This is a genomic window from Streptomyces sp. NPDC088254, assembly GCF_044740925.1.
GTDB lineage: Bacteria > Actinomycetota > Actinomycetes > Streptomycetales > Streptomycetaceae > Streptomyces.
Genome location: NZ_JBIURQ010000009.1, coordinates 243,836 through 267,396 on the forward strand (window position 1 = coordinate 243,836; position 23,561 = coordinate 267,396).

Consider the following 23,561-nt stretch of genomic DNA (forward strand, 5'->3'; position numbering starts at 1 on the left):
GGTGGTTGTCGGTAGGTGGTGTCAGATCCCGTCGGCCAGGGGGATGAGCTCTGCGGGGCGGCGGGCGGGCGGGATCTGGGGCCGGTGTTGTTCGAGGCCGAAGGTGGTGAAGGCGGCTCGGTGCGGGAGGGGGTAGTGCTCCTTGCCGGTGAGGGTGTTGAGGATGGAGGCGCTGCGCCAGGCGGCGAGGCCGAGGTCGGGTGCGCCGACGCCGTGGGTGTGGCGTTCGCCGTTCTGTACGTAGATGTGGCAGCCGGTGGTGGTGATGGCGGGGTCGAGGATCAGGCGGAAGTCGGCGTCGATGCGGGGGCGGTGGGCGTTGTCGCGGCGGAGGTAGGGGTCGAGGCCGGCGAGGAGGGTGTCGAGGGGGCGTTCGCGGTGGCCGGTGGCGAGGACGACGGCGTCGGTGGTGAGGCGGGCGCGGGTGTTCTGCTGGATGTGTTCGAGGTGGAGCTCGATTTTGGTGGTGGCGATGCGTCCGGCGGTGCGGACGCGGACTCCGGGGGTGAGGACGGCGTCGGGCCAGTCGCCGTGGAGGGTGCGGCGGTAGAGCTCGTCGTGGATGGCGGCGAGGGTGTCGGCGTCGATGCCTTTGTGGAGTTGCCATTGTGCGGCGACGAGGCGGTCGCGGGTGGTTTCGGGGAGGGCGTGGAAGTAGCGGGTGTGGTCGGGGGTGAAGTGTTCGAGGCCGAGTTTGGAGTACTCCATGGGGGCGAACGCCGGGGTGCGGCCGATCCAGTGGAGACGTTCGCGGCCGGTGGGGCGGTGGCGCAGGAGGTCGAGGAAGACTTCGGCTCCGGATTGTCCTGAGCCGACGACGGTGACGTGGCCGGCGGCGAGGAGTGCGGTGCGGTGGTGGAGGTAGTCGGCGGTGTGGACGACGGCTGTGCCGGGGGTGTCGGCGAGGGGGCGCAGGGGGTCGGGGATGTGGGGTTCGGTGCCGATGCCGAGGACGACGTTGCGGGTGCGGGTGCGGCCGGGGGTTCGGGCCTGTCCGTCGGTATCGAGGTGGATGTAGTCGATTTCGAAGAGTTCGTGTTCGGGGTTCCAGTGGACGGCGTCGACGTGGTGGCGGAAGTGGAGTGCGGGGAGGTGGTCGGCGACCCAGCGGCAGTAGGCGTCGTATTCGGTGCGTTCGGGGTGGAGGCGTTCGGCGAAGTAGAAGGGGAAGAGGCGGTCCTGGGCTTTGAGGTAGTTGAGGAAGGACCAGGTGTTGGTGGGGTCGGCGAGGGTGACGAGGTCGGCGAGGAAGGGGACTTGGACGCGGGTGCCGTCGAGGAGGAGGCCGGGGTGCCAGGTGAAGGCGGGGCGTTGTTCGTAGAAGGCGGTGTCGAGGTCGGTGAGGGGGTGGGCGAGGGCGGCGAGGGAGAGGTTGCAGGGGCCGATGCCGATGCCGACGAGGTCGCGGGGGGTGTCGGTGTCGTGGGAGGGGTCGGCTTGTGGGGGTGGCGTGTTCATGCGTGGGGGGCTCCTCGGTGGCGCGGGGAGTCCCAGTGTGTCGCCGGTGGTGGCGACACGCCGTGGCCGGAGGGGAAGTGGACCCGAAAGAGGGAGGGCGGGCCCATGGCCGCCCTCCCTGGTGCTTTGGGGCCCGCCCCCGGGTGCTTTCGGGCCCGCCCTCGGGTGGTGGCCGGCCCGCCCTCGGGTGGTGGCCGGCCCGCCCCTGGCGGCCGTTGTCAGGCGCCGCGTACCCGCAGGGCCCGTGCGAGGTCGTCGAGCTGGTCGTGGAGCTTGCGGCGCAGTGACGGGGTGAGGTCGGCGTCGCGCAGGCACGTCTCGCCCAGGGCGAGGTTCTCGGCGTCGACAGCGTAGGCGGGGAAGGCCCAGCGGCCGGCGGCGTCGGCGATGGCGGGGCCCCGCCGGGTGGCGAGGGCGGCCGCGTCGTCGTAGAAGCGGGGCACGTACGCGCGTACCAGGTCGGCCTGTTCGGGCTGCCAGAAGCCCTGGGCGGTGGCGGTGAACAGGTAGTTGGAGAGGTCGTCGCCGTCGAACATCGCCGTCCACGCCCGTTCCTTGGCGTGTGGGTCGGGCAGGGCGGCGCGGCAGCGGGCGGCGCCTTCCTGGCCGTCGGCGGAGGGGTCGCGTTCGAGTTCGGCGGCGATGGCTGTTTCGTCGGTGGCGCCGAGGACGGCGAGGCGGGCGAGGACGCGCCAGCGCAGGTCGGGGTCGAGTTCGGGGCCGCCGGGGACGGTGCCGTCGGCGAGCCAGGCGGCGAGGGTCTCGGGGTGTGCGGCGGCGTCGATGAAGTGGCGTACGGCGACGAGGCGCAGGCCGGGGTGGTCGCCGTCCTCGGTGCGGCGGATGAGGTCGCGGCAGAGGGAGGAGAGGGTGGCGAGGGCGGCGGGGCGTTCTTCGGCGGTGACGTAGCGGTCGGCGATCTGGCCGGCGGCGAAGGCGAGGACGCCTTGGACGAGGGCGAGGTCGGTTTCCTGGGGGAGGTGGGCGCGGGCGGTGTCCAGGTAGGCGGTGGGGGTGAGTTCGCCGTCGCGGACGGCGTCGCGCAGGGCGTTCCAGACGACGGCGCGGGTGAGGGGGTCGGGGAGGCCGGAGAGGGCGGTGCGGACGGTGTCGTGGGAGGCGGGGTCGAAGCGGATCTTGGTGTAGGTGAGGTCGCGGTCGTTGAGGAGGAGCAGGGCGGGGCGTTTGCCGATGGGGTGGGGGGTCGTCTGGGGGATGTCGATCTCGAGGTGTTCGCGCAGGGTGAGGCGGCCGTCTTCGTCGGAGTGGTCCTGGTCGTAGAGGCCGACGGCGATGCGGTGGGGGCGGTTGCCGGTGTGTGCGACGGTGAGGGCGCACTGTCCGGCGTCGGTGGTGACGGTGGGGGTGAGGGTGTCGACGCCGGTGGTGCGCAGCCAGGCGTCGGCCCAGGCGTGGACGTCGCGTCGGGTGCTGGAGGCGAGGGAGTCGATGAAGTCGGCGAGGGTGGCGTTGGCGAAGCGGTGGCGGGCGAAGTGGGTGTTGATGCCGGCGAGGAAGTCCTTCTCGCCGAGCCAGGTGACGAGTTGGCGTAGTGCGGAGGCGCCCTTGGCGTAGGAGATGCCGTCGAAGTTGAGGAGGGCGGAGGCGGTGTCCTCGACGTTCTCCGGGGCGACGGGGTGGGTGGAGGGGCGTTGGTCGGCGTCGTAGCCCCAGGCTTTGCGGACGACGCCGAACTCGGTCCAGGTGGCGGTGAAGCGGGTTGCTTCGGCGGTGGTCTGGTAGCCCATGTATTCGGCGAAGGACTCGTTGAGCCAGATGTCGTCCCACCACTTGAGGGTGACGAGGTCGCCGAACCACATGTGGGCCATTTCGTGGGCGATGACCATGGCGCGGGTCTGGCGTTCGGTGTCGGTGACGGCGGAGCGGTAGACGAAGTCGTCGCGGAAGGTGACCAGTCCGGGGTTCTCCATGGCGCCGGCGTTGAACTCGGGGACGAAGGCCTGGTCGTAGGAGTCGAAGGGGTAGGGCTCTTCGAACTTCTCGTGGTAGCGGTCGAAGCACGCGCGGGTGACGTCGAGGATTTCGTCGGCGTCGGCGTCGAGGTAGGGGGCGAGGGAGCGGCGGCAGTGGATGCCGAAGGGGAGGTCGCGGTGTTCGGTGCGGACGGAGTGCCAGGGGCCGGCGGCGACGGCGACGAGGTAGGTGGAGATGGGTGGGGTGGGGGCGGCTTTCCAGGTGCCGTCGGTGTGTTCGGTGATGCCGTTGGCGAGGACGGTCCAGCCGTCGGGGGCTTTGACGGTGAGGGTGAAGACGGCTTTGAGGTCGGGCTGGTCGAAGGCGGCGAAGACGCGTTGGACGTCGTCCATGAACATCTGGGTGTAGACGTAGGTTTCGCCGTCGGAGGGGTCGGTGAAGCGGTGCATGCCCTCGCCGGTGCGGGAGTAGCGCATGGTGGCCCGGACGGTGAGTTCGTGGTCGCCGGCGGTGAGGTTCTTCAGGGGCAGGCGGTTGTCGTCGAGGAGTTCCGCGTCGAGGGGTTTCCCGTCGAGGGTGGCGGTGTGCAGGGTGGCCGGCTTGAGTTCGACGAAGGTGTCCGCGCCCGTGCGCGCGGTGAACCGGATGACGGTCAGGGACTCGAAGGTCTCGTCGCCGGTGGTGAGGTCGAGTTCGACGGTGTAGTCGCGGACGTCGAGGAGCTGGGCACGGGTCTGCGCTTCGTCGCGCGTCAGTACGGACATGGGGGCCATGCTGCCTGATGGCGCGGCGGGGGCACAGGGGCGGATCGGTACGCGCGGTTTGTCGCTTCTCGCGCCGGAGCCGCCGTACTAGGGGGCTGTGGGGAGCGGGGGGTGGGGGTCGTTCTCGCGTTGGAGGGGGACGCGGGTGTCGTGGATGGTGTCCGCGGGGTCTTTGACCAGTGCGCGCAGGGCGCGTACTTCGTGTTCGAGGGCGAGGTGGCGTCGGTGGGCGTCGTAGAGGTAGCGGACTTTGGTGCGCAGTGCCCAGGGGTCGACGGGTTTCATGACGAGGTCGGCGACGCGTAGTTCGAAGGCGGCGGAGGTCAGTTCGTGGTCGGGTCCGAAGCCGGTGAGCAGGATGACGGGGATGTGCTGGGTCTGTTCCAGCCGTCGCATGTAGCGCACGACGTCGAGTCCGCTGACGCCGGGCATGCGCACGTCGAGGAGGAGCAGGCCGACCTGTCCGCGCAGTACCTGCTTGAGTGCTTCGTCGCCGCTGGTGGCGCGGGCGAGGCGGTACCCCAGGGGGGCCAGTGCGCTTTCGAGCGCGTACAGCGTGTCCTGGTGGTCGTCGACGATGAGGATCTTGGCATCCGGCGGCATGACCCGACGTCCCTCCGCGATGGGACCACCAGCTTACGTCGGAACGCTGACGGGCAGTGCTCGTCGGCTGACACGGCGTACCGGCCGGTTCGTACGGGTGGGTGGTGCGCGGCGGGCGCCGGCGGGGGTGCGGGGTGTGCGGGGGCCGGCGTGGAGGGGGGCGTCCGTCGAGGTCAGCCGGTGGTGGGGGCCGCGCCGTTGACGGTGTCGTCGGCGATGCGCTCGTGGTGGCGGATGACCTCGGCGACGATGAAGTTGAGGAACTTCTCGGCGAAGGCCGGGTCGAGTTTGGCGCTCTCGGCGAGGGCGCGCAGCCGGGCGATCTGGCGCGCCTCTCGCGCGGGGTCGGCGGCGGGCAGCTGGTGGCGGGCCTTGAGGTGGCCGACCTGCTGGGTCGCCTTGAAGCGTTCGGCGAGCATGTGGATGACGGCGGCGTCGATGTTGTCGATGCTGGCCCGCAGCCGTTCGAGCTCTTCGCGGACGGCGGGGTCGACGTCGCCGGTTGCGGTGCTGCTGGTGTCGCTGGTCGTCATGGGCGTTCACCCTAGTCCGTCGTCCCTGGTGGCGGGTTGGGCGGGCGGTGGGATCGGCGGCGGTCGGGGGTTGTCGTGCCGTCGGATCCTCGTACGGTTCGGATCCTCGTCCGGTTCGGATCCTCGTACAGTGGAGACGGCTGCACGGCGTGCCGGGACGTCTTGGGGGTACGGACGTGGCGAACGGTGGTCCGGTCGAGCACGGCTTTCCGCATCTGGAGACGGTGCGGGCGGCCGTCACCGCGCTGTACAGGCGGTTGTCGTACGACACGGTGCACCGGTTCGCGGTCAGCGTGGCCCCGGCGGACGTGGCGTTCTGCGACTCCGACGACCTGTATCTGGGGGCGCAGCGGGTGGCGCGTGAGCTGGTGCGGCACTACCGGCTGCCGGACGCCCGGATGATCGTGGGGTTCCGTGAGATGCGGCACGCGGCGAACGTGGAGCTGGCGGCGGGCCCGGAGTACTTCGTCGAGCTGAACGAACGGTTCCGGGCGCATCGGCGGGACATCGGCGCGGCGCTGGCCCACGAGATCATGCATGTCTTCCTGCACCGTCTGGGCCTGTCGTTCGCCGGGACCCGGGAGAACGAGATCCTCACCGACACGGCGACGACGTATTTGGGTGCGGGCTGGTTGCTGCTGGACGCCTATCGGGAGGACGCGGTCTCGTCGCAGAAGCTGGGGTATCTGACTCCGGAGGAGTTCGGGTACGTGCTGGCGAAGCGGGCGCTGGTCTTCGGGGAGGATCCGTCGACGTGGTTCACCAGTGCGCAGGCGTACACGGCGTATGTGCGGGGTCGGGAGCGGGCGCGGCTCGACGAGCGGCAGCCGCCGTTGTCGGCGGCGGGGTGGTCGGGGCGGCGGCGGTACGTGCGTGACCGGCGGCACGCGCAGGATCACCGGCCGCTCGCCGTCGTCGCGGACGCGCCGTACGACTTCGTCCCGGACGCGGGCGGTCCGCTGCGGGTGGCGTTCTCGTGTCCGACGTGTCTCCAGCGGATCCGGGTGCCGGTGCGCGGGCGGGTGCGGGCGCGGTGCGGGTTGTGCCGGACGGTGCTGGAGTGCGACACGTAGTCGGAGGCGGCCGGCGCCGGGACAGGGGCGGGGCCGGGCAGCTCCGGGGCCCGGGTGTCATGTCCCGTACACCCTCCCCGGCGGTTCCGCCCGCTCCAGCAGCATGCGTGCCGTCTCCCCCGCGTCCGCCGGGGTCCAGCGTGCGCCTTTGTCCACGGTCGGGCCGGCGCGCCAGCCCTCCATGACGGTGATGCGGCCGCCCTCCGCCTCGAACACGCGGCCGGTGACGCCGTCGCTGGCGGCGGAGCCGAGCCAGACGACCAGCGGGGAGACGTTCTCGGGGGCCATCGCGTCGAAGCCCGCGGCCGGTGCGGCCATGGTGTCGGCGAAGGTGCGTTCGGTCATACGGGTGCGGGCGGCGGGGGCGATGGCGTTGACCTGGACGCCGTAACGGGCGAGTTCGGCGGCGGCGACCAGGGTCAGGGTGAGGATGCCGGCCTTGGCGGCACTGTAGTTGCCCTGTCCGACCGAGCCGAGCAGTCCCGCGCCGCTGCTGGTGTTGATGATCCGGGCGCCGGGTGCGCGGCCGGCCTTGGCCTCGGCGCGCCAGTGCGCGGCGGCGTGCTTGAGGGGCAGGAAGTGGCCCTTGAGGTGGACGCGTACGACGGCGTCCCAGTCGTCCTCGTCGAGGTTGACGAGCATCCGGTCGCGCAGGAAGCCGGCGTTGTTGACGAGGGTGTCGAGGCTGCCGTACGTCTCCAGCGCGGTGGTGACGAGGGAGGCGGCGCCCTCGGCGGTGGCGATGTCGCCGGTGTGGGCGACGGCCTCGCCGCCGGCGGCGCGGATCTCGGCTGCGACGCGGGCGGCGGGGCTGCCGAGGCCGGGAGCCCCGCCGGGGTGGGAGGCGTCGCGGGGGTCGGATGCGCCGTCGAGGCCGACGTCGAGGTCGTTGACGACGAGCCGGGCGCCCTCGGCGGCGAAGGCGAGGGCGTGGGCGCGGCCCAGGCCCCGTCCGGCGCCGGTGACGACGACGACCCGCCCCGTGCACAGTCCTGTCATCTCACTCCTCCTTGTCTGACGTCGTCGCGTCTGCCGTGTCTGCCGCGTCGAGGAACGCGGGCCGCTCGCCGCCCCCGTGGACGAGGAGGCCGGCGCCGCTGATGTAGGCGGCGGCGTCGGAGGCGAGGAAGACGGCCGCCGCGCCGATGTCGCGGGGCTCGGCGAGGCGGCCGAGGGGGACGGTGCGGGCGACGGCGGCGACGCCGCCGTCGTCCCCGTAGTGGAGGTGGGACCGCTCGGTGCGGACCATGCCGGGGACGACGGTGTTGACGCGGACGTCCGGCGCCCATTCGACGGCCATCGAGCGGGCGAGGCTCTCCAGGCCTGCCTTGGCCGCGCCGTAGGCGGCGGTGCCGGGCGAGGGGCGGGAGCCGCTGACGCTGCCGATCATCACGATCGAGCCGCGGGCGCGCCGGAGCTGCTCGTAGGCGGCGAGGGACACGGTCAGCGGCGCGACGAGGTTGAGTTCGAGGACGCGGACGTGGTGTCCGGCGTCGGTGGGGGCGAGGGGGCGGTGGGGGGCGCCGCCCGCGTTGTTGACGAGTACGTCGAGGCGGGGCAGGTCGGTGAAGAAGCGCCGTACGGCTTCGGTGTCCCGGACGTCCAGTTCGGCGAACTCCGTTTTGGGCAGCGGGAGTTCGGGGGGACGGCGGGCACAGACGATGACGTGGGCGCCGGCTTCGGCGAAGGCCTGTGCGATGCCGGCGCCGACTCCGCGGGTGCCGCCGGTGATGACGGCCGTTCTGCCGTGCAGCGAGTTATCCACAGGCCCTCCCGCTCGTCCGCGGCGACTGCTAGCTTCGAAGCCTCACACCTAACAAATGTTTGGTGGAAAGGTAGCTGAGTGCGAAGGTAGCTGATGCGTCCATGGGTGTCTCCACCTCGTCCCCGGAAAAGGGGATTTCCGTCGTCACGGTCGACTTCCCGCCGGTGAACGCCGTGCCGGTGGCCGGCTGGTTCGCCCTGGCCGAGGCGGTGCGCACGGCAGGCAGCGATCCTGAGGTGCGGTGCGTGGTGCTGGCCGCCGAGGGGCGGGGCTTCAGCGCGGGCGTGGACATCAAGGAGATACAGGCGCGGGGGGACGGTGCGCTGGTGGGGGCCAACCGCGGCTGCTTCGAGGCGTTCGCCGCGGTGTACGAGTGCGAGGTACCGGTGGTGGCGGCGGTGCGGGGTTTCTGTCTGGGCGGCGGGGTGGGTCTGGTGGGGAACGCGGACGCGATCGTGGCAGGTGAGGACGCGGTGTTCGGGCTGCCGGAGCTGGACCGGGGAGCCCTCGGCGCGGCCACGCATCTGGCCCGGCTGGTCCCCCAGCATCTGATGCGCACGCTGTACTACACCTCGCGCACGGTCTCGGCCCGGGAGTTACGGGCGCACGGCGCGGTGTGGCGGGTGGTGCCGCCCGACGAGGTGGTCGCGGGCGCGCTGGAGCTGGCCCGGGAGATCGCCGCGAAGGACGGGGAGTTGCTGCGGCTGGCCAAGGCCGCTCTCAACGGGATCGATCCGGTGGACGTGCGCCGCAGCTACCGCTTCGAGCAGGGGTTCACCTACGAGGCGGGGGCGAGCGGGGTGGGCGAGCGGGTCCGGGCGCGCTTCGGAGTGGCCGAGGGGGCCGGGAAGGGGGAACGCGGGTGAGCGACAAGACGATGACCGCCGAGGAGGCGGTGTCCCGGCTGGAGAGCGGGATGACGCTGGGGATCGGCGGCTGGGGTTCACGGCGCAAGCCGATGGCATTGGTCCGCGCGCTGCTCCGCTCCGATGTCGGGGACCTGACGGTGGTGTCGTACGGCGGCCCGGACGTGGGCATGCTCGCGGCGGCCGGCCGCATCAGGAGACTGGTGACGGCGTTCGTCACGCTGGACTCGATCCCGCTCGAACCGCACTACCGGGCGGCGCGGGAGCGGGGGGCCTTCGAGCTGACGGAGGTCGACGAGGCGATGTTCATGTGGGGGCTGCGGGCGGCCGCCCACCGGATGCCGTTCCTGCCGGTGCGGGCGGGGCTGGGTTCGGACGTGATGCGGGTCAACCCGGGTCTGCGGACGGTGACCTCGCCGTACGAGGACGGGGAGACGTTCGTGGCGATGCCCGCGCTGCGGCTGGACGCGGCGCTGGTGCACGTCAACCGGACCGACCGGCTGGGCAACGGGCAGTATCTGGGGCCCGACCCCTACTTCGACGACCTGTTCTGCGAGGCGGCGGACGCGGCTTACGTGTCCTGCGAACGGGTCGTCGACACAGCCGAGTTGACGAAGGAGGCGGCGCCACAGTCGCTGCTGCTCAAGAGGCACACGGTGACGGGTGTGGTCGAGGCCCCGAACGGGGCGCACTTCACGTCCTGCGCGCCCGACTACGGCCGGGACGAGGCGTTCCAGAAGCGGTACGCGACCACGGCGTGGCCGCAGTTCTCGGCGCGGTACCTCGCCGGGGACGAACGGGCGTACCAGTCGGCGGTCGGGGAGGAGCCGTGAAGGAGCGGGAGCGGACCGGGCGCGGATCGGCGGCACACGGAGGGCCGGCGGAAGCGCGGGGCCACAAGGCGGAGGCGCGGGACGGCTCGGCGGGGGTGGGGGCCGGTTCGACGGAGGTGGGGGCCGGTTCGGCGGAGGTGGGGACCGGTTCGACGAAGGTGGGGGCCGGTTCGGCGGAGGTGGGGGCCGGTTCGGCGGAGGTGGGAACCGGCTCGATGGCGGTCACCCGGGCCGAGTACTGCGTCGTCGCCTGCGCGGAGGTGTGGCGAGGGGCGGGTGAGGCCCTGGTGAGCCCGATGGGGCTGATCCCCTCGGTCGGCGCCCGGCTCGCCCGGCTCACCTTCGCTTCCCAGGTGCTGCTCACCGACGGCGAGGCGCTGCTCGTCGACCCGGCCGGCGCCGTCGAGGGGTGGCTGCCCTACCGGCAGCATCTGGCGCTGGTGACGGGAGGGCGGCGGCACGTGATGATGGGGGCGAGCCAAATAGACCGGTTCGGCAACCAGAACATCTCGTGCATCGGCGACTGGGCGCGGCCGACGCGACAGTTGCTCGGGGTGCGGGGAGCGCCCGTCAACACCCTGAACAACCCTACGAGTTACTGGGTGCCGAGGCACTCGCGGCGGGTCTTCGTGGAGAAGGTCGACATGGTGTGCGGGGTGGGGTACGACCGAGCCGGCGACGCCCCTCACCACCGTCTCGTGCGGGTGGTCACCGACCTGTGCGTCCTGGACTTCGGCGGCCCCGACCGTTCGATGCGGCTGGTCTCGCTGCATCCGGGGGTGAGCGTGAAGGAGGTGCGGGAGGCGACGGGGTTCGCGCTCGCCGTCCCGGACGAGGTGCCGTACACGCGGGAGCCGACGGTGGAGGAGTTGCGGCTGATCCGTGAGGTGATCGATCCGGGGGGCGCCCGGGTGCGGGAGGTCGCGCACTGATGGAGACCGCGTTCACCCGGCTGGTCGGCGTCCGGTGTCCGATCGTGCAGACGGGGATGGGGTGGGTGGCCGGGCCGCGTCTGGTGTCGGCGGTGGCGAACGCGGGTGCGCTGGGCGTCCTCGCCTCGGCGACGATGACCGTCGACGGGCTGCGGGAGGCGATACATGAGGTGAAGTCCCGTACGGACGCACCGTTCGGGGTCAATCTGCGGGCGGACGCGCGGGATGCCGGGGACAGGGTGCGGGTGATGGTGGACGAGGGGGTGCGGGTGGCGTCGTTCGCGCTGGCCCCCTCCCGGGAGCTGATCGCCGAGCTGAAGGAGGCCGGTGTCGTCGTGATCCCGTCCGTGGGGGCGCGCCGGCACGCGGAGAAGGTCGTGGCATGGGGTGCGGACGCGGTGCTGGTGCAGGGCGGTGAGGGCGGCGGGCACACCGGGGACGTGGCGACGACGGTGCTGCTGCCGCAGGTCGTGGACGCCGTGGACGTGCCGGTGGTGGCGGCGGGCGGCTTCTTCGACGGCCGGGGCCTGATCGCGGCGCTGGCGTACGGGGCGGCGGGGATCGCGATGGGCACGCGGTTCCTGCTGACGTCGGACTCGACGGTGCCGGACGCGGTGAAGGCGCGGTATCTGGCGGCGACGGTCCGGGACGTGACGGTGACGCGGGCGGTGGACGGCCTGCCGCACCGCATGCTGCGTACGGAGCTGGTGGAGTCGCTGGAGCGGTCGGGGCGGGTGCGGGCGCTGTCGCGGGCGGTGCGGCATGCGGCTCGGTTCCGGCGGCTGTCGGGGCTGGGGTGGGGGCAGATGGTGCGTGAGGGATTGGCGTTGCGGCACGGCAAGGACCTGTCGTGGAGTCAGGTGCTGCTCGCCGCGAACACGCCGATGCTGCTGCGGTCGGCGATGGTGGACGGGCGGACGGATCTGGGGGTGATGGCGGCGGGGCAGGTGGCGGGGGTGATCGAGGATCTGCCCTCGTGCGCGGAGTTGGTGGAGCGGCTGATGGACGAAGCCCGGTCGGCCGTGGACGCGTTGCCGGTGTCCGGTGGTGCCGGGCCGGCATGACAAGGACGGTCGTCGAGCGGTGGTCGGGCTCGGGGGGCGAACGCCGTGGGTGAAGGCGTCGGCGAGGGTGCAGGCGCGGACGACATCCGCCCCGGCCCGAGTGTGCTGACGCTCGCTCAGACTCGTTCGACGATGGTGACGTTGGCTTGGCCGCCGCCCTCGCACATGGTCTGGAGGCCGTAGCGGCCGCCGGTGCGTTCCAGTTCGTTCAGGAGGGTGGTCATGAGTTTGGCGCCCGTCGCGCCGAGCGGGTGGCCGAGGGCGATCGCGCCGCCGTTGACGTTGACCTTGGAGGGGTCCGCGCCGGTCTCCTTCAGCCAGGCCAGGACGACGGGTGCGAACGCCTCATTGATCTCGACGAGGTCGATGTCGTCGAGGGACAGGCCCGTCTTCTTCAGGGCGTGGGCGGTGGCGGGGATGGGGGCGGTGAGCATGCGGACGGGGTCCTCGCCGCGCACCGACAGGTGGTGGACGCGGGCGCGGGGGGTCAGGCCGTGTTCGCGCACCGCGCGTTCGGAGGCGAGCAGCAGGGCGGCCGCTCCGTCGGACACCTGGGAGGAGCAGGCGGCGGTGACGGTTCCGCCGGGGATGACGGGCTTGAGTTGGGCCATCTTCTCCAGGGAGGTGTCGCGGCGGGGTCCTTCGTCGACGGTGACGTCGCCGTAGGGGACGGTCTCGCGTTCGAAGCGGCCCTCGTCGACGGCGCGCAGCGCCCGCCGGTGGGAGCGCAGCGCGAACTCCTCCTGGTCGGTGCGGCTGATGCCCCACTTGGCGGCGATCATCTCGGCGCCGGCGAACTGGTTGACGGGCCGGTCGCCGTAGCGGGCGCGCCAGCCTTCGCTGCCGGCGAAGGGGCCCTGGGTGAAGCCGAGCGGTTCGGCGGCCTGCCGGGTGGCGTAGGCGATGGGGATCTGCGACATGTTCTGCACGCCGCCGGCGACGACGAGGTCCTGGGTGCCGGAGAGCACGCCCTGCGCGGCGAAGTGCACGGCCTGCTGGGAGGATCCGCACTGCCGGTCGACGGTGACGCCGGGCACCTCCTCGGGCAGTCCGGCGGCGAGCCAGCAGGTGCGGGCGATGTCGCCGGCCTGCGGGCCGACGGCGTCCAGGCAGCCGAAGACGACGTCCTCGACGGCGGCCGGGTCGACGCCGGCCCGGGCGACGAGGGCTTTGAGGACGTGCGCGCCCAGGTCGGCGGGATGGACGCCGCTGAGTCCTCCCCCGCGTCGCCCGACGGGCGTGCGGACCGCTTCGACGATGTAGGCCTCGGCCATGTCATCCACTCCCCTGGGGAATCTGCTTGCGCGGTCATTCGCGTACGGCGATCCCGTCCAGCACCATCGACAGGTACTGGCGGGCGATGTCCTCCGGGCTGTGCTGTCCGCCGGGCCGGTACCAGGAGGCGGCGACCCAGACGGTGTCGCGGACGAACCGGTAGGTGAGCCGGACGTCGAGGTCGGCGCGGAAGGCCCGGTCGGCGACCCCGCGTTCCAGGGTGGACAGCCACGTCTTCTCGAACCTGCGCTGTGATTCGGCGAGGAACGCGAACCGTTCCTGGGCGACGAGTTGCCGGCTCTCCTTCTGGTAGATGGCGACGGCGGCGCGGTGCCGGTCGATCTCCCGGAAGGATTCGGTGACGAGCGCTTCGAGTGTCTCGCGGGGGCCGAGCCGGGCGCCGAGGACGGTGTCGTAGCCGTCCCAGAGTTCGTCGAGGAAGGTGCGCAGGATCTCCTCCAGCATCGACTCCTTGGAGTCGAAGTGGTAGTAGAGGCTGCCGGCGAGCATGCCCGCGTGGTCCGCGATCTTGCGGACGGTGGTGGCGTTGTAGCCCTGTTCGGCGAAGACCTCGGCGGCTGTGTCGAGGAGTTCGCCGCGGCGGTCGCGGGCGCCGCCGGCCGCGGCCGGTTCCGGGGCGGTCACCTGGGGCTTCTTCTTGGTAGGCACGGGTTCATTGTCGCCTCCGCCTCAGGCGCGCTGGCTGCTGACCGACAGGACTTCGCCGGTCAGGTAGGAGGAGTAGTCGGAGGCGAGGAAGACGATCACGTTGGCGACCTCCCAGGGCTCTGCGTAGCGTCCGAAGGCCTCGCGCGCGGTGAGCTCCTGGAGCAGTTGGGGGGTGGTGACCTTGGCGAGGTGCGGGTGCATGGCGAGGCTGGGGGCCACCGCGTTGACGCGTACGCCGTAGTCGGCGGCTTCGACGGCGGCGCAGCGGGTCAGTGCCATCACGCCGGCCTTGGCGGCCGCGTAGTGGGCCTGTCCGGCCTGGGCGCGCCAGCCGGCGACGGAGGCGTTGTTGACGATGACTCCGCCGCCGGTGGACCGCATGCGTCTGAGGGCGGCGCGCGTGCAGCGGAAGGTGCCGTTCAGTGTGACGTCCAGGACGCGGGTCCACTGCTCGTCGCTCATGTCGGTCAGGTGTGCGGTGCCGCCGAGGCCGGCGTTGTTGACGACGACGTCGAGCCGTCCGTGCCCGTCGACGGCGGCGTCGAACAGGGCGCGGACCTGGTCCTCGTCCGTCACGTCGCACGGCAGGGCGGTCACCGCGGCGTCGCCGAACTCGGCGGCGAGTGCGGCGTGGTGTTCCTTGAGGCGGCGCGTGTGGGCGTCACTGATCAGTACGCGGGCGCCTTCCTGGAGGAAGCGGCGGGCGGTGGCGCCGCCGATGCCCGCGCCGGCGGCGGCGGTGACGACGGCGGTGCGGCCCGCCAGAAGTCCGTGTCCGGGGACGTAGGCCGGAGTCTCGACGCCTGTCATAGGACCACGCTAACCTACCAAACACTTGTTAGGGAAGGAGGTCGTCGATGGATCTCGCCTTCACGCCCGAAGAGGAAGCGCTTCGGGCCGGGGCCCGTGCCTGGCTGGCGGCGCATGTGCCGTCGTCGCCCCTGCCCTCGCTCGAGACCGAGGCCGGTTTCGCCGCGCACCGCGCCTGGGAGGCCGAGCTCGCCGCGGACCGCTGGTCGGTGGTGAACTGGCCGACGGCGTACGGGGGGCGGGACTGCGGGCTGATCGGCTGGCTGCTGTTCGAGGAGGAGTACTACGCGGCCGGCGCGCCCGGACGCGTCAACCAGAACGGCGTGAGCCTGCTGGCCCCCACCCTGTTCGAGCACGGCACCGAGGAGCAGCGCGACCGCGTCCTGCCGTCGATGGCGACCGGCGAGGTGGTGTGGGCGCAGGCCTGGTCGGAGCCCGAGGCCGGCTCGGACCTGGCGTCCCTCCGGTCCAGGGCGGTGCGCACGGCCGGCGGCTGGCTCCTGAGCGGGCAGAAGACGTGGTCCTCCCGCGCCGCCTTCGCCGACCGGGCCTTCGGGCTGTTCCGCAGCGACCCCGACGCGCCGAAGCCCCACCAGGGCCTCACCTACGTCATGTTCGACCTGCGGGCGCCGGGCGTCACGGTCCGTCCGATCGGCCGGCTCGACGGGAAGCCGGCGTTCGCCGAGGTGTTCCTGGACGAGGTGTTCGTGCCGGACGAGGACGTCATCGGCGAGCCCGGGCGGGGCTGGCGGATCGCCATGGCGACGGCCGCCAACGAACGCGGTCTCACCCTGCGCTCCCCCGGCCGCTTCCTGGCGAGCGCGGACCGGCTGCGGGACTTGTGGCGGGCACGGGGTGCCCCCGAGTGGGCACGGGAGCGGGTCGCCGACGCCGTGATCGGAGCCCGCGCCTACCGGTTGTTCACCTTCGCGGCCGCGTCCCGCTTCCTGGCGGGCGAGTCCCTGGGGCCCGAGTCCAGCCTGAACAAGGTGTTCTGGTCCGAGTACGACATCGCGCTGCACGAGACGGCCCTCGACCTGCTCGGCGGGGACGGCGAGCCGGCCGACGCCGACTGGGCCGAGCGGTACGTGTTCGCGCTCGCCGGCCCGATCTACGCCGGGGCCAACGAGATCCAGCGGGACATCATCGCCGAACGCCTGCTCGGCCTGCCGAAGGGGCGCCGCTGATGCGTTTTCTCCTCGACGACCTGCAGCGGGACTTCGCGGCCTCGCTGCACGCGATGCTCACCGCGGCGGGCACGCCCTCGGTGATACGGGACTGGAGTCGCGGCGACCCGGCGGGCGGCCGTGCGCTGTGGTCCCGTGTCGCGCAGGCGGGCGTCTTCGCGCTGGCGGTTCCGGAGGAGTACGAGGGGCTGGGGCCGCGGCCCGTCGAAGTCGCCGTCGCCTTCGTCGAGTTGGGGCGGCACGCGGTGCCGGGGCCGCTCGTGGAGACGGTGGCCGCCGCCGCGCTGCTGGCGCGGACCCCGCACGCGAAGCGCTTCCTGCCGGGGATCGCGGCCGGGGAGACGATGGCGACGCTGGCGTACGACGGTGTGCGCGCCCTCGACGGCGACGCGGCGGCGCTGCACCTGTCGCTCTGCGCCGAGGGGCTGCGACTGGCCCCCGGCGCGGGCCCCGTCCGCACCGGCCTCGACCCCGCCCGCCGCCTCACCGCCCTCCTCCCGGGCGGCGAACTCCTCACCCCCGCGCCGGCGTCCCCCCTGCTGTGGGCGCGCCTCGCCACCGCTGCCCAGGCCCTGGGCGTCGGCCTGACTCTGCTCGAGCGCACCGTGGCCCACGTCGGGCGGCGCACCCAGTTCGGCGTGCCGATCGGCTCCTTCCAGGCGGTCAAGCACCGGCTGGCGGACGCGAAGATCGCCCTGGAGTTCGCCCGCCCGCTGGTCCTGGGAGCCGCCCTCACCATGACCCCGGCCGACGTGGCCGCCGCGAAGGTCAGCGCCTGCGAGGCGGCGTACACCACCGCCCGCGCCGCCCTGCACCTGCACGGCGCGCTCGGCTACACAGCCGAACACGACCTCTCCCTGTGGCTCACCAAGGCCCAAGCCCTCCGCCACTCCTGGGGCACCCCCCAAGCCTGCCGCACCACAGTCCTCGGCACAGCCTGACTCAACGGCCCCGCACGATGCCCTGGCTGCGCGCCGCCGCCGGCCACTGGGGGAACTCACCGAGGAGCCGGTCGTACAGCTCCGCGTCGGTCATCCGCCGCGGGTCGGAACCGGCGTGGAAGAAACCGGCGTTGTCGACGACCCGCTTTGCGCGGCCGTGCGCGAGGTGGTCCGCCGTACCGGCGCGCAGCTCACGCTGGCCGCCGGCGACCGTGCTCGGCGAGGGACGCCCCGGCGCTCTTGTACAGGCGGCCCAGCGCGGGCGCGGTCTCCTCCACCTTGCTGAGACTGATCGCGACCACGGGCTCGCTCTCCCACACCCGCACACAGTGCGACGGCGCCTGCCCGGGGTCCGGTCGGGGACTGGGCAGGCGCCGTCTGTGTTCCGCACGCCTTTGTACGGGACGTGTGTGAGGTGCCGTCAGACCGTCAGGGCGCGGTCCGTCGGGCGGATCGGGGCCGGCAGGTCGCTGGCTCCGCTCAGGTGGCGGTCGACGCCGCGGGCGGCCGAGCGGCCTTCCGCGATCGCCCACACGATGAGGGACTGGCCGCGGCCGGCGTCGCCGGCGACGTAGACGCCCGGGACGTTGGTCTGGAAGTCGGCGTCGCGGGCGATGTTGCCGCGCTCGTCGAGCTCCAGGCCGAACTGCTCGACCAGGCCGTTCTCGCGGTCGGTGCCGGTGAAGCCCATGGCGAGGGTGACCAGCTGGGCGGGGATCTTGCGCTCGGTGCCCGGCTTCGGGGTCAGCTTGCCCTCGATGAACTCCACCTCGGTGAGGTGCAGCCACTGGACGTTGCCGTCCTCGTCACCCTCGAAGTGGGTGGTGGAGACGGCGTAGACCCGCTCGCCGCCCTCCTCGTGCGCCGAGGTGACCTTGTAGAGCATCGGGAAGGTCGGCCACGGCTGGGCGACGGCGTTCCGCTCCTCGCCCGGGCGGGGCATGATCTCCAGCTGGGTGACGGAGGCCGCGCCCTGGCGGTGGGCGGTGCCCACGCAGTCCGCGCCGGTGTCGCCGCCGCCGATGACGACGACATGCTTGCCCTCGGCGGAGATCGGGGGCGCCACGAAGTCGCCCTCCTGCACCTTGTTGGCCAGCGGCAGGTACTCCATGGCCTGGTAGACGCCCTTGAGCTCGCGTCCGGGGACGGGCAGGTCGCGGGCTGTGGTGGCGCCGGCGGCGATGACGACCGCGTCGTAGCGCTTCTTCAGGTCGGTCGCCTTGAGGTCGCGGCCGATCTCCACGCCGGTGCGGAAGCGGGTGCCCTCCGCGCGCATCTGCTCGATACGGCGGTTGATGTGCCGCTTCTCCATCTTGAACTCGGGGATGCCGTAGCGCAGGAGGCCGCCGATACGGTCCGCGCGCTCGTAGACGGCGACGGTGTGGCCGGCCCGGGTCAGCTGCTGGGCGGCGGCCAGACCGGCCGGGCCCGAGCCGATCACGGCGACCGTCTTGCCGGACAGACGCTCGGGCGCCTGCGGGGCGACGTCACCGGTCTCCCACGCCTTGTCGATGATCGAGACCTCGACGTTCTTGATGGTCACCGGCGACTGGTTGATGCCGAGCACGCACGCCGACTCGCACGGGGCCGGGCACAGCCGCCCGGTGAACTCCGGGAAGTTGTTCGTCGCGTGGAGCCGCTCCGAGGCGGCCGCCCAGTCCTCACGGTAGGCGTAGTCGTTCCACTCGGGGATCAGGTTCCCCAGCGGACAGCCGTTGTGGCAGAACGGGATGCCGCAGTCCATGCACCGGCTGGCCTGCTTGCTGATGATCGGCAGCAGCGAGCCGGGGACGTAGACCTCGTTCCAGTCCTTGATGCGGACGTCGACGGGGCGGGACTTGGCGACCTCACGCCCGTGGTTCAGGAAGCCCTTCGGGTCAGCCATTGATCGCCGCCTCCATCATCTTCTCGGTGATCTCGGTCTCGGAGAGACCGGCCTGCTCGGCGGCGACCTTGGCGGCGAGCACTGACTTGTACGTGCTGGGGATGATCTTGCTGAAGCGCTCCACGGCGTCGTCCCACTCGGCGAGCAGCTTCTCGGCGACCGTCGAGCCGGTCTCCTCGGCGTGGCGGCGCACCACGTCGTGCAGCCACTGCTTGTCGGTGTCGTCCAGGGCCTCGATCGCGTCGACGTTGCCCACGTTGACGTTGTCGCGGTCCAGGTCGATGACGTAGGCGATGCCGCCCGACATGCCGGCCGCGAAGTTGCGGCCCGTCTCGCCGAGGACGACCGCGTGACCGCCGGTCATGTACTCGCAGCCGTGGTCGCCCACGCCCTCGGAGACGACCGTCGCGCCGGAGTTGCGGACGCAGAACCGCTCACCGGTGCGGCCGCGCAGGAACAGCTCGCCGCCGGTCGCGCCGTAGGCGATCGTGTTGCCCGCGATCGTCGAGTACTCGGCGAGGTGATCGGCGCCCCGGTCGGGACGGACGATCACGCGGCCGCCGGAGAGGCCCTTGCCGACGTAGTCGTTGGCGTCGCCCTCCAGGCGCAGCGTGACGCCGCGCGGCAGGAACGCGCCGAAGGACTGGCCCGCGCTGCCGGTGAAGGTGATGTCGATGGTGTCCTCGGGCAGGCCCGCGCCGCCGAACTTCTTCGTCACCTCATGGCCGAGCATGGTGCCGACCGTGCGGTTGATGTTGCGGATCTGGACCTGGGCGCGCACCGGCTGGGCGTCGGTCGCGGAGTCCGCGGCCAGGGCGTCGGCGGCGAGCTTGATCAGCTCGTTGTCGAGCGCCTTGGCCAGGCCGTGGTCCTGGCCGACGACCTGGTGCATCGCCGCGCCCTCGGGCAGTTCGGGCACGTGGAAGAGGGGCTCCAGGTTCAGGCCCTGCGCCTTCCAGTGGTCGACGGCCCGCGTCACGTCGAGGACCTCGGCGTGGCCGACGGCCTCCTCGATGGAGCGGAAGCCCAGCTCGGCCAGCAGCTCGCGGACCTCCTGCGCGATGAACTGGAAGAAGTTCACCACGTGCTCGGCCTTGCCGGTGTAACGCTCGCGCAGCGTCGGGTTCTGGGTGGCGATGCCCACCGGGCAGGTGTCCAGGTGGCAGACGCGCATCATGACGCAGCCGGAGACGACGAGCGGCGCGGTCGCGAAACCGAACTCCTCGGCGCCGAGCAGCGCGGCGATGATCACGTCGCGGCCGGTCTTGAGCTGGCCGTCGGTCTGGACGACGATCCGGTCGCGCAGGCCGTTGAGCAGCAGGGTCTGCTGGGTCTCGGCGAGGCCGAGCTCCCAGGGGCCGCCCGCGTGCTTCAGCGAGGTCAGCGGGGAGGCGCCGGTGCCGCCGTCGTGGCCGGAGATGAGGACGACGTCCGCGTGCGCCTTGGACACGCCCGCCGCGACCGTGCCGACGCCGACCTCGGAGACCAGCTTCACGTGAATCCGCGCCTGCGGGTTCGCGTTCTTCAGGTCGTGGATCAGCTGGGCCAGGTCCTCGATGGAGTAGATGTCGTGGTGCGGCGGCGGGGAGATCAGGCCGACGCCGGGGGTGGAGTGCCGGGTCTTGGCCACCCACGGGTACACCTTGTGGCCGGGCAGCTGGCCGCCCTCGCCGGGCTTGGCGCCCTGGGCCATCTTGATCTGGATGTCGTCCGCGTTGACCAGGTACTCCGAGGTCACGCCGAAGCGGCCGGAGGCGACCTGCTTGATCGCGGAGCGGCGCGCCGGGTCGTACAGGCGCTCCGGGTCCTCGCCGCCCTCACCGGTGTTGGACTTGCCGCCCAGCTGGTTCATGGCGATGGCGAGGGTCTCGTGCGCCTCCTGGGAGATGGAGCCGTACGACATGGCGCCGGTGGAGAAGCGCTTGACGATCTCGGAGACGGGCTCGACCTCGTCGATGGAGATCGGCTGCCGGTCACCGGACTTGAAGCCGAACAGGCCGCGGAGCGTCATGAGCCGCTCGGACTGCTCGTTCACACGGTCCGTGTACTTCTTGAAGATGTCGTAGCGGCCGGTGCGCGTGGAGTGCTGGAGGCGGAAGACCGTGTCCGGGTCGAACAGGTGCGGCTCGCCCTCGCGGCGCCACTGGTACTCGCCGCCTATCTCCAGGGCCCGGTGGGCCGGCGCGATGCCGGACGCCGGGTAGGCCTTGGCGTGGCGGGCGGCGACCTCCTGGGCGACGACGTCGATGCCGACGCCGCCGATCTTGGTGGCGGTGCCGTCGAAGTACTTCTCCACGAAGGCCTCGTCGAGGCCGACGGCCTCGAAGACCTGGGCGCCGCGGTAGGAGGCGACGGTGGAGATGCCCATCTTGGACATGACCTTCAGGACGCCCTTGCCGAGGGCGTAGATCAGGTTGCGGATGGCCTTCTCGGCCTCGATGTCCGACAGGAAGGTGCCCGCGCGGACCAGGTCCTCGACGGACTCCATGGCCAGGTAGGGGTTGACGGCGGCCGCGCCGAAGCCGATCAGCAGGGCCACGTGGTGGACCTCGCGGACGTCGCCGGCCTCGACCAGCAGGCCCACCTGGGTGCGCTGCTTGGTGCGGATGAGGTGGTGGTGGACGGCCGCGGTGAGCAGCAGCGACGGGATCGGCGCGTGCTCGGCGTCGGAGTGCCGGTCGGACAGGACGATCAGACGGGCGCCGTTGTCTATGGCGGCGTCGGCCTCGGCGCAGATCTCCTCGATGCGGGCGGCCAGCGCGTCGCCGCCGCCGTGCACCCGGTACAGGCCGGAGAGGGTCGCGGCCTTGAAGCCGGGCATGTCGCCGTCGGCGTTGATGTGGATGAGCTTGGCCAGCTCGTCGTTGTCGATGACCGGGAACGGCAGGGTGACGCTGCGGCAGGAGGCCGCCGTCGGCTCCAGCAGGTTGCCCTCGGGGCCCAGCGAGGAGCGCAGCGAGGTGACGAGCTCCTCGCGGATGGCGTCCAGCGGCGGGTTGGTGACCTGGGCGAACAGCTGGGTGAAGTAGTCGAAGAGCAGTCGCGGGCGCGAGGACAGCGCGGCGATCGGCGAGTCGGTGCCCATCGAGCCGATCGGCTCGGCGCCGGCCTTGGCCATCGGCGCGAGGATGACGCGCAGCTCCTCCTCGGTGTAGCCGAAGGTCTGCTGGCGGCGGGTGACCGAGGCGTGGGTGTGCACGATGTGCTCGCGCTCGGGCAGGTCGACCAGCTCGATCTCGCCGGCCTCCAGCCACTCGGCGTAGGGGTGCTCGGCGGCGAGCTGCGCCTTGATCTCGTCGTCCTCGATGATGCGGTGCTCGGCGGTGTCGACGAGGAACATGCGGCCGGGCTGCAGCCGGCCCTTGCGGACGACCTTGGCGGGGTCGATGTCGAGGACGCCGACCTCGGAGCCGAGGACGACGAGGCCGTCGTCGGTGACCCAGTAGCGGCCGGGGCGCAGGCCGTTGCGGTCGAGGACGGCGCCGACCTGGGTGCCGTCGGTGAAGGTGACGCAGGCGGGGCCGTCCCAGGGCTCCATCATCGTGGAGTGGAACTGGTAGAAGGCGCGCCGGGCCGGGTCCATGGAGTCGTGGTTCTCCCACGCCTCCGGGATCATCATCAGCACGGAGTGCGGCAGCGAGCGTCCGCCCAGGTGGAGGAGTTCGAGCACCTCGTCGAAGGACGCCGAGTCGGAGGCGTCCGGCGTGCAGACGGGGAAGATCCGCTCGATGGCCTTGTCGTCCGTGCCGAACAGGTCCGAGACCAGCTGGGACTCGCGGGCGCGCATCCAGTTGCGGTTGCCCTTGACGGTGTTGATCTCACCGTTGTGCGCGACGAAGCGGTACGGGTGGGCGAGCGGCCAGCTCGGGAAGGTGTTCGTGGAGAAGCGGGAGTGGACCAGGGCGACGGCCGAGGCGAAGCGGCGGTCGGACAGGTCGGGGAAGAACGGCTCCAGCTGGCCGGTGGTGAGCATGCCCTTGTGGACGATGGTCCGCGCGGACAGCGAGGGGAAGTAGACGCCGGCCTCGCGCTCGGCGCGCTTGCGCAGCACGAAGGCCTTGCGGTCGAGGGCGATGCCCTCGCTGGCGCCGTCGGTGACGAAGATCTCCCGGAAGGCGGGCATCGTCGAACGCGCGGTAGCGCCGAGCAGCTCGGGGGCGACGGGGACCTCGCGCCAGCCGAGGACGGTGAGGCCCTCCTCGCCGGCGATCGTCTCGATGCGCGAGACGGCTTCCTGGGCGCCGTCCTCGGGGAGGAAGGCGATGCCGACGGCGTAGGAACCGGCCTCGGGCAGGTCGAATCCGGCGACCTCGCGGAAGAAGGCGTCCGGGACCTGGGTGAGGATGCCCGCGCCGTCGCCGGAGTCCGGCTCGGAGCCGGTGGCGCCGCGGTGCTCGAGGTTGCGCAGGACGGTCAGCGCCTGCTCGACCAGCGTATGGCTCGCCTCGCCCGTCAGAGTGGCCACGAATCCGACGCCGCAGGCGTCGTGCTCGTTGCGGGGGTCGTACATACCCTGCGCAGCAGGGCGAGCATCCATGAAGGACCAGTTTCGGCCATTCGTGGAGTGCTGGGACGGCTGGCGCGGCGTACGCATCGGCTCTCCCGTCGTCGTCAAGTGGCATATGCAGATTGCCGAGGGACGACGTTGGCCCTCTGCGTGGGTGCAAAATTTCGTGCAGGTTACATGATGGAGCGGTTCTCGGGAAGCGGATACTCCGTTCCAACATGCGGACACCGTGGGGGTGCGGAGGAGTGTCGCGGCACGGCTCGAAGTATGTGGGTGCCGACGCGGACGGGGATCGATCGGATCGGTGTCCATCGGCGGTGGAGGCGGAAGGAGCGATGTCGCTCATCCCGCGAGTGCGCGGCAGGCGTCATTGCCCACAGCGCTTACGGCTCATGCCCGGTGGTCATGCGGTCGAAACCAGCGAGTAACGGCTACTTATGCGGTCCCTCGCATAGGTAGCA

Annotated in this window: 18 protein-coding genes and 1 pseudogene; 7 read left to right on the forward strand and 12 right to left on the reverse strand. The window is 71.8% G+C overall.

The features are described 5' to 3' along the window. Nucleotides 1-21: 21 nt before the first annotated feature. From ACIOC0_RS26155 to ACIOC0_RS26170, 4 genes are all read right to left on the reverse strand, one after another. Nucleotides 22-1,458, reverse strand: coding sequence for a lysine N(6)-hydroxylase/L-ornithine N(5)-oxygenase family protein (locus ACIOC0_RS26155; RefSeq protein ID WP_402157979.1), 1,437 nt, complete (start codon nt 1,456-1,458; stop codon nt 22-24). 218 nt (nt 1,459-1,676) lie between these two features. Beyond that, nucleotides 1,677-4,157, reverse strand: a complete 2,481-nt coding sequence (gene pepN, locus ACIOC0_RS26160; RefSeq protein WP_402157981.1) for an aminopeptidase N — start codon at nt 4,155-4,157, stop codon at nt 1,677-1,679. Nucleotides 4,158-4,244: 87 nt separating this feature from the next. Continuing rightward, entirely contained in the window at nt 4,245-4,760 is a 516-nt protein-coding gene (locus ACIOC0_RS26165) for a two-component system response regulator (protein WP_402157982.1), read from the reverse strand. Nucleotides 4,761-4,933: 173 nt separating this feature from the next. Then, on the reverse strand, nt 4,934-5,293 hold the full coding sequence (locus tag ACIOC0_RS26170) for a chorismate mutase (RefSeq protein ID WP_351093075.1): 360 nt from the start codon (nt 5,291-5,293) through the stop codon (nt 4,934-4,936). A gap of 176 nt (nt 5,294-5,469) precedes the next feature. On the opposite strand from ACIOC0_RS26170, the gene ACIOC0_RS26175 reads away from it, so the two are divergent. Continuing rightward, the gene (locus ACIOC0_RS26175; protein ID WP_402157984.1) at nt 5,470-6,366 is read left to right on the forward strand and encodes a hypothetical protein; all 897 of its coding nucleotides are present in this window, start codon (nt 5,470-5,472) and stop codon (nt 6,364-6,366) included. A 57-nt stretch (nt 6,367-6,423) separates the two neighbouring features. Here ACIOC0_RS26175 and ACIOC0_RS26180 read toward each other — a convergent pair whose 3' ends face one another. Both ACIOC0_RS26180 and ACIOC0_RS26185 read right to left on the reverse strand, forming a co-directional pair. After that, a complete protein-coding gene (locus ACIOC0_RS26180) occupies nt 6,424-7,365 on the reverse strand; it encodes an SDR family oxidoreductase (RefSeq protein WP_402157986.1) in 942 nt (313 codons plus the stop codon). A gap of 1 nt (nt 7,366) precedes the next feature. Then, nucleotides 7,367-8,131, reverse strand: coding sequence for an SDR family oxidoreductase (locus tag ACIOC0_RS26185; protein WP_402157987.1), 765 nt, complete (start codon nt 8,129-8,131; stop codon nt 7,367-7,369). Between the two features lie 101 nt (nt 8,132-8,232). Between ACIOC0_RS26185 and ACIOC0_RS26190 the strand changes: the two genes are divergently transcribed. From ACIOC0_RS26190 to ACIOC0_RS26205, 4 genes are all read left to right on the forward strand, one after another. After that, on the forward strand, nt 8,233-8,997 hold the full coding sequence (locus ACIOC0_RS26190) for an enoyl-CoA hydratase family protein (RefSeq protein WP_402157988.1): 765 nt from the start codon (nt 8,233-8,235) through the stop codon (nt 8,995-8,997). Continuing rightward, nucleotides 8,994-9,830 (forward strand): CoA transferase subunit A, encoded by an 837-nt coding sequence (locus ACIOC0_RS26195; RefSeq protein WP_402157989.1) that lies wholly within the window; start codon nt 8,994-8,996, stop codon nt 9,828-9,830. The genes ACIOC0_RS26190 and ACIOC0_RS26195 overlap by 4 nt, the downstream gene beginning before the upstream one ends. A 215-nt stretch (nt 9,831-10,045) precedes the next feature. Next, nucleotides 10,046-10,762 carry a CoA-transferase subunit beta gene (locus tag ACIOC0_RS26200; RefSeq protein WP_402158218.1) on the forward strand — a complete coding sequence of 239 codons (717 nt, stop codon included), beginning with the start codon at nt 10,046-10,048 and terminating at the stop codon, nt 10,760-10,762. Next, on the forward strand, nt 10,762-11,826 hold the full coding sequence (locus ACIOC0_RS26205) for an NAD(P)H-dependent flavin oxidoreductase (RefSeq protein WP_402157990.1): 1,065 nt from the start codon (nt 10,762-10,764) through the stop codon (nt 11,824-11,826). The genes ACIOC0_RS26200 and ACIOC0_RS26205 overlap by 1 nt, the downstream gene beginning before the upstream one ends. Nucleotides 11,827-11,942: 116 nt before the next feature. Here ACIOC0_RS26205 and ACIOC0_RS26210 read toward each other — a convergent pair whose 3' ends face one another. Genes ACIOC0_RS26210 through ACIOC0_RS26220 form a run of 3 tightly spaced genes read right to left on the reverse strand, consistent with a single transcriptional unit; the run spans nt 11,943 to nt 14,580 of the window. Next, the gene (locus ACIOC0_RS26210; protein ID WP_402157992.1) at nt 11,943-13,100 is read right to left on the reverse strand and encodes an acetyl-CoA C-acetyltransferase; all 1,158 of its coding nucleotides are present in this window, start codon (nt 13,098-13,100) and stop codon (nt 11,943-11,945) included. A gap of 34 nt (nt 13,101-13,134) precedes the next feature. After that, nucleotides 13,135-13,770 (reverse strand): TetR/AcrR family transcriptional regulator, encoded by a 636-nt coding sequence (locus tag ACIOC0_RS26215; RefSeq protein ID WP_402157993.1) that lies wholly within the window; start codon nt 13,768-13,770, stop codon nt 13,135-13,137. A 21-nt stretch (nt 13,771-13,791) separates the two neighbouring features. Then, a complete protein-coding gene (locus ACIOC0_RS26220) occupies nt 13,792-14,580 on the reverse strand; it encodes an SDR family oxidoreductase (protein ID WP_402157994.1) in 789 nt (262 codons plus the stop codon). A 47-nt stretch (nt 14,581-14,627) separates the two neighbouring features. Between ACIOC0_RS26220 and ACIOC0_RS26225 the strand changes: the two genes are divergently transcribed. Both ACIOC0_RS26225 and ACIOC0_RS26230 read left to right on the forward strand, forming a co-directional pair. After that, nucleotides 14,628-15,767, forward strand: coding sequence for an acyl-CoA dehydrogenase family protein (locus tag ACIOC0_RS26225; RefSeq protein WP_402157996.1), 1,140 nt, complete (start codon nt 14,628-14,630; stop codon nt 15,765-15,767). Further along, nucleotides 15,767-16,708, forward strand: a complete 942-nt coding sequence (locus ACIOC0_RS26230) for an acyl-CoA dehydrogenase family protein (RefSeq protein WP_402157998.1) — start codon at nt 15,767-15,769, stop codon at nt 16,706-16,708. The genes ACIOC0_RS26225 and ACIOC0_RS26230 overlap by 1 nt, the downstream gene beginning before the upstream one ends. Before the next feature lies 1 nt (nt 16,709). On the opposite strand, the pseudogene ACIOC0_RS26235 reads toward ACIOC0_RS26230, so the two are convergent. The 3 genes and pseudogenes from ACIOC0_RS26235 to gltB form a co-directional block, all read right to left on the reverse strand. Then, nucleotides 16,710-16,856 (reverse strand): annotated as a pseudogene (locus tag ACIOC0_RS26235) (VWA domain-containing protein); the annotation flags it as partial. Between the two features lie 273 nt (nt 16,857-17,129). After that, a complete protein-coding gene (locus ACIOC0_RS26240) occupies nt 17,130-18,593 on the reverse strand; it encodes a glutamate synthase subunit beta (protein WP_402158000.1) in 1,464 nt (487 codons plus the stop codon). Then, nucleotides 18,586-23,187: a glutamate synthase large subunit gene (gene gltB / locus ACIOC0_RS26245; RefSeq protein ID WP_402158001.1), complete on the reverse strand. Its 4,602-nt coding sequence runs from the start codon at nt 23,185-23,187 to the stop codon at nt 18,586-18,588. Before gltB ends, ACIOC0_RS26240 begins: the two co-directional genes overlap by 8 nt. Nucleotides 23,188-23,561: the final 374 nt, after the last annotated feature.

What these genes read in the sequence shown, in the direction of transcription:
- ACIOC0_RS26155 (WP_402157979.1), bottom strand. Translation starts at nt 1,458, where the DNA reads ATGAACACGCCACCCCCACAAGCCGACCCCTCCCACGACACCGACACC.
- pepN (WP_402157981.1), bottom strand. Translation starts at nt 4,157, where the DNA reads ATGTCCGTACTGACGCGCGACGAAGCGCAGACCCGTGCCCAGCTCCTC.
- ACIOC0_RS26165 (WP_402157982.1), bottom strand. Translation starts at nt 4,760, where the DNA reads ATGCCGCCGGATGCCAAGATCCTCATCGTCGACGACCACCAGGACACG.
- ACIOC0_RS26170 (WP_351093075.1), bottom strand. Translation starts at nt 5,293, where the DNA reads ATGACGACCAGCGACACCAGCAGCACCGCAACCGGCGACGTCGACCCC.
- ACIOC0_RS26180 (WP_402157986.1), bottom strand. Translation starts at nt 7,365, where the DNA reads ATGACAGGACTGTGCACGGGGCGGGTCGTCGTCGTCACCGGCGCCGGA.
- ACIOC0_RS26190 (WP_402157988.1), top strand. Translation starts at nt 8,233, where the DNA reads ATGGGTGTCTCCACCTCGTCCCCGGAAAAGGGGATTTCCGTCGTCACG.
- ACIOC0_RS26200 (WP_402158218.1), top strand. Translation starts at nt 10,046, where the DNA reads ATGGCGGTCACCCGGGCCGAGTACTGCGTCGTCGCCTGCGCGGAGGTG.
- ACIOC0_RS26205 (WP_402157990.1), top strand. Translation starts at nt 10,762, where the DNA reads ATGGAGACCGCGTTCACCCGGCTGGTCGGCGTCCGGTGTCCGATCGTG.
- ACIOC0_RS26210 (WP_402157992.1), bottom strand. Translation starts at nt 13,100, where the DNA reads ATGGCCGAGGCCTACATCGTCGAAGCGGTCCGCACGCCCGTCGGGCGA.
- ACIOC0_RS26220 (WP_402157994.1), bottom strand. Translation starts at nt 14,580, where the DNA reads ATGACAGGCGTCGAGACTCCGGCCTACGTCCCCGGACACGGACTTCTG.
- ACIOC0_RS26225 (WP_402157996.1), top strand. Translation starts at nt 14,628, where the DNA reads ATGGATCTCGCCTTCACGCCCGAAGAGGAAGCGCTTCGGGCCGGGGCC.
- ACIOC0_RS26230 (WP_402157998.1), top strand. Translation starts at nt 15,767, where the DNA reads ATGCGTTTTCTCCTCGACGACCTGCAGCGGGACTTCGCGGCCTCGCTG.
- ACIOC0_RS26240 (WP_402158000.1), bottom strand. Translation starts at nt 18,593, where the DNA reads ATGGCTGACCCGAAGGGCTTCCTGAACCACGGGCGTGAGGTCGCCAAG.
- gltB (WP_402158001.1), bottom strand. Translation starts at nt 23,187, where the DNA reads ATGCGTACGCCGCGCCAGCCGTCCCAGCACTCCACGAATGGCCGAAAC.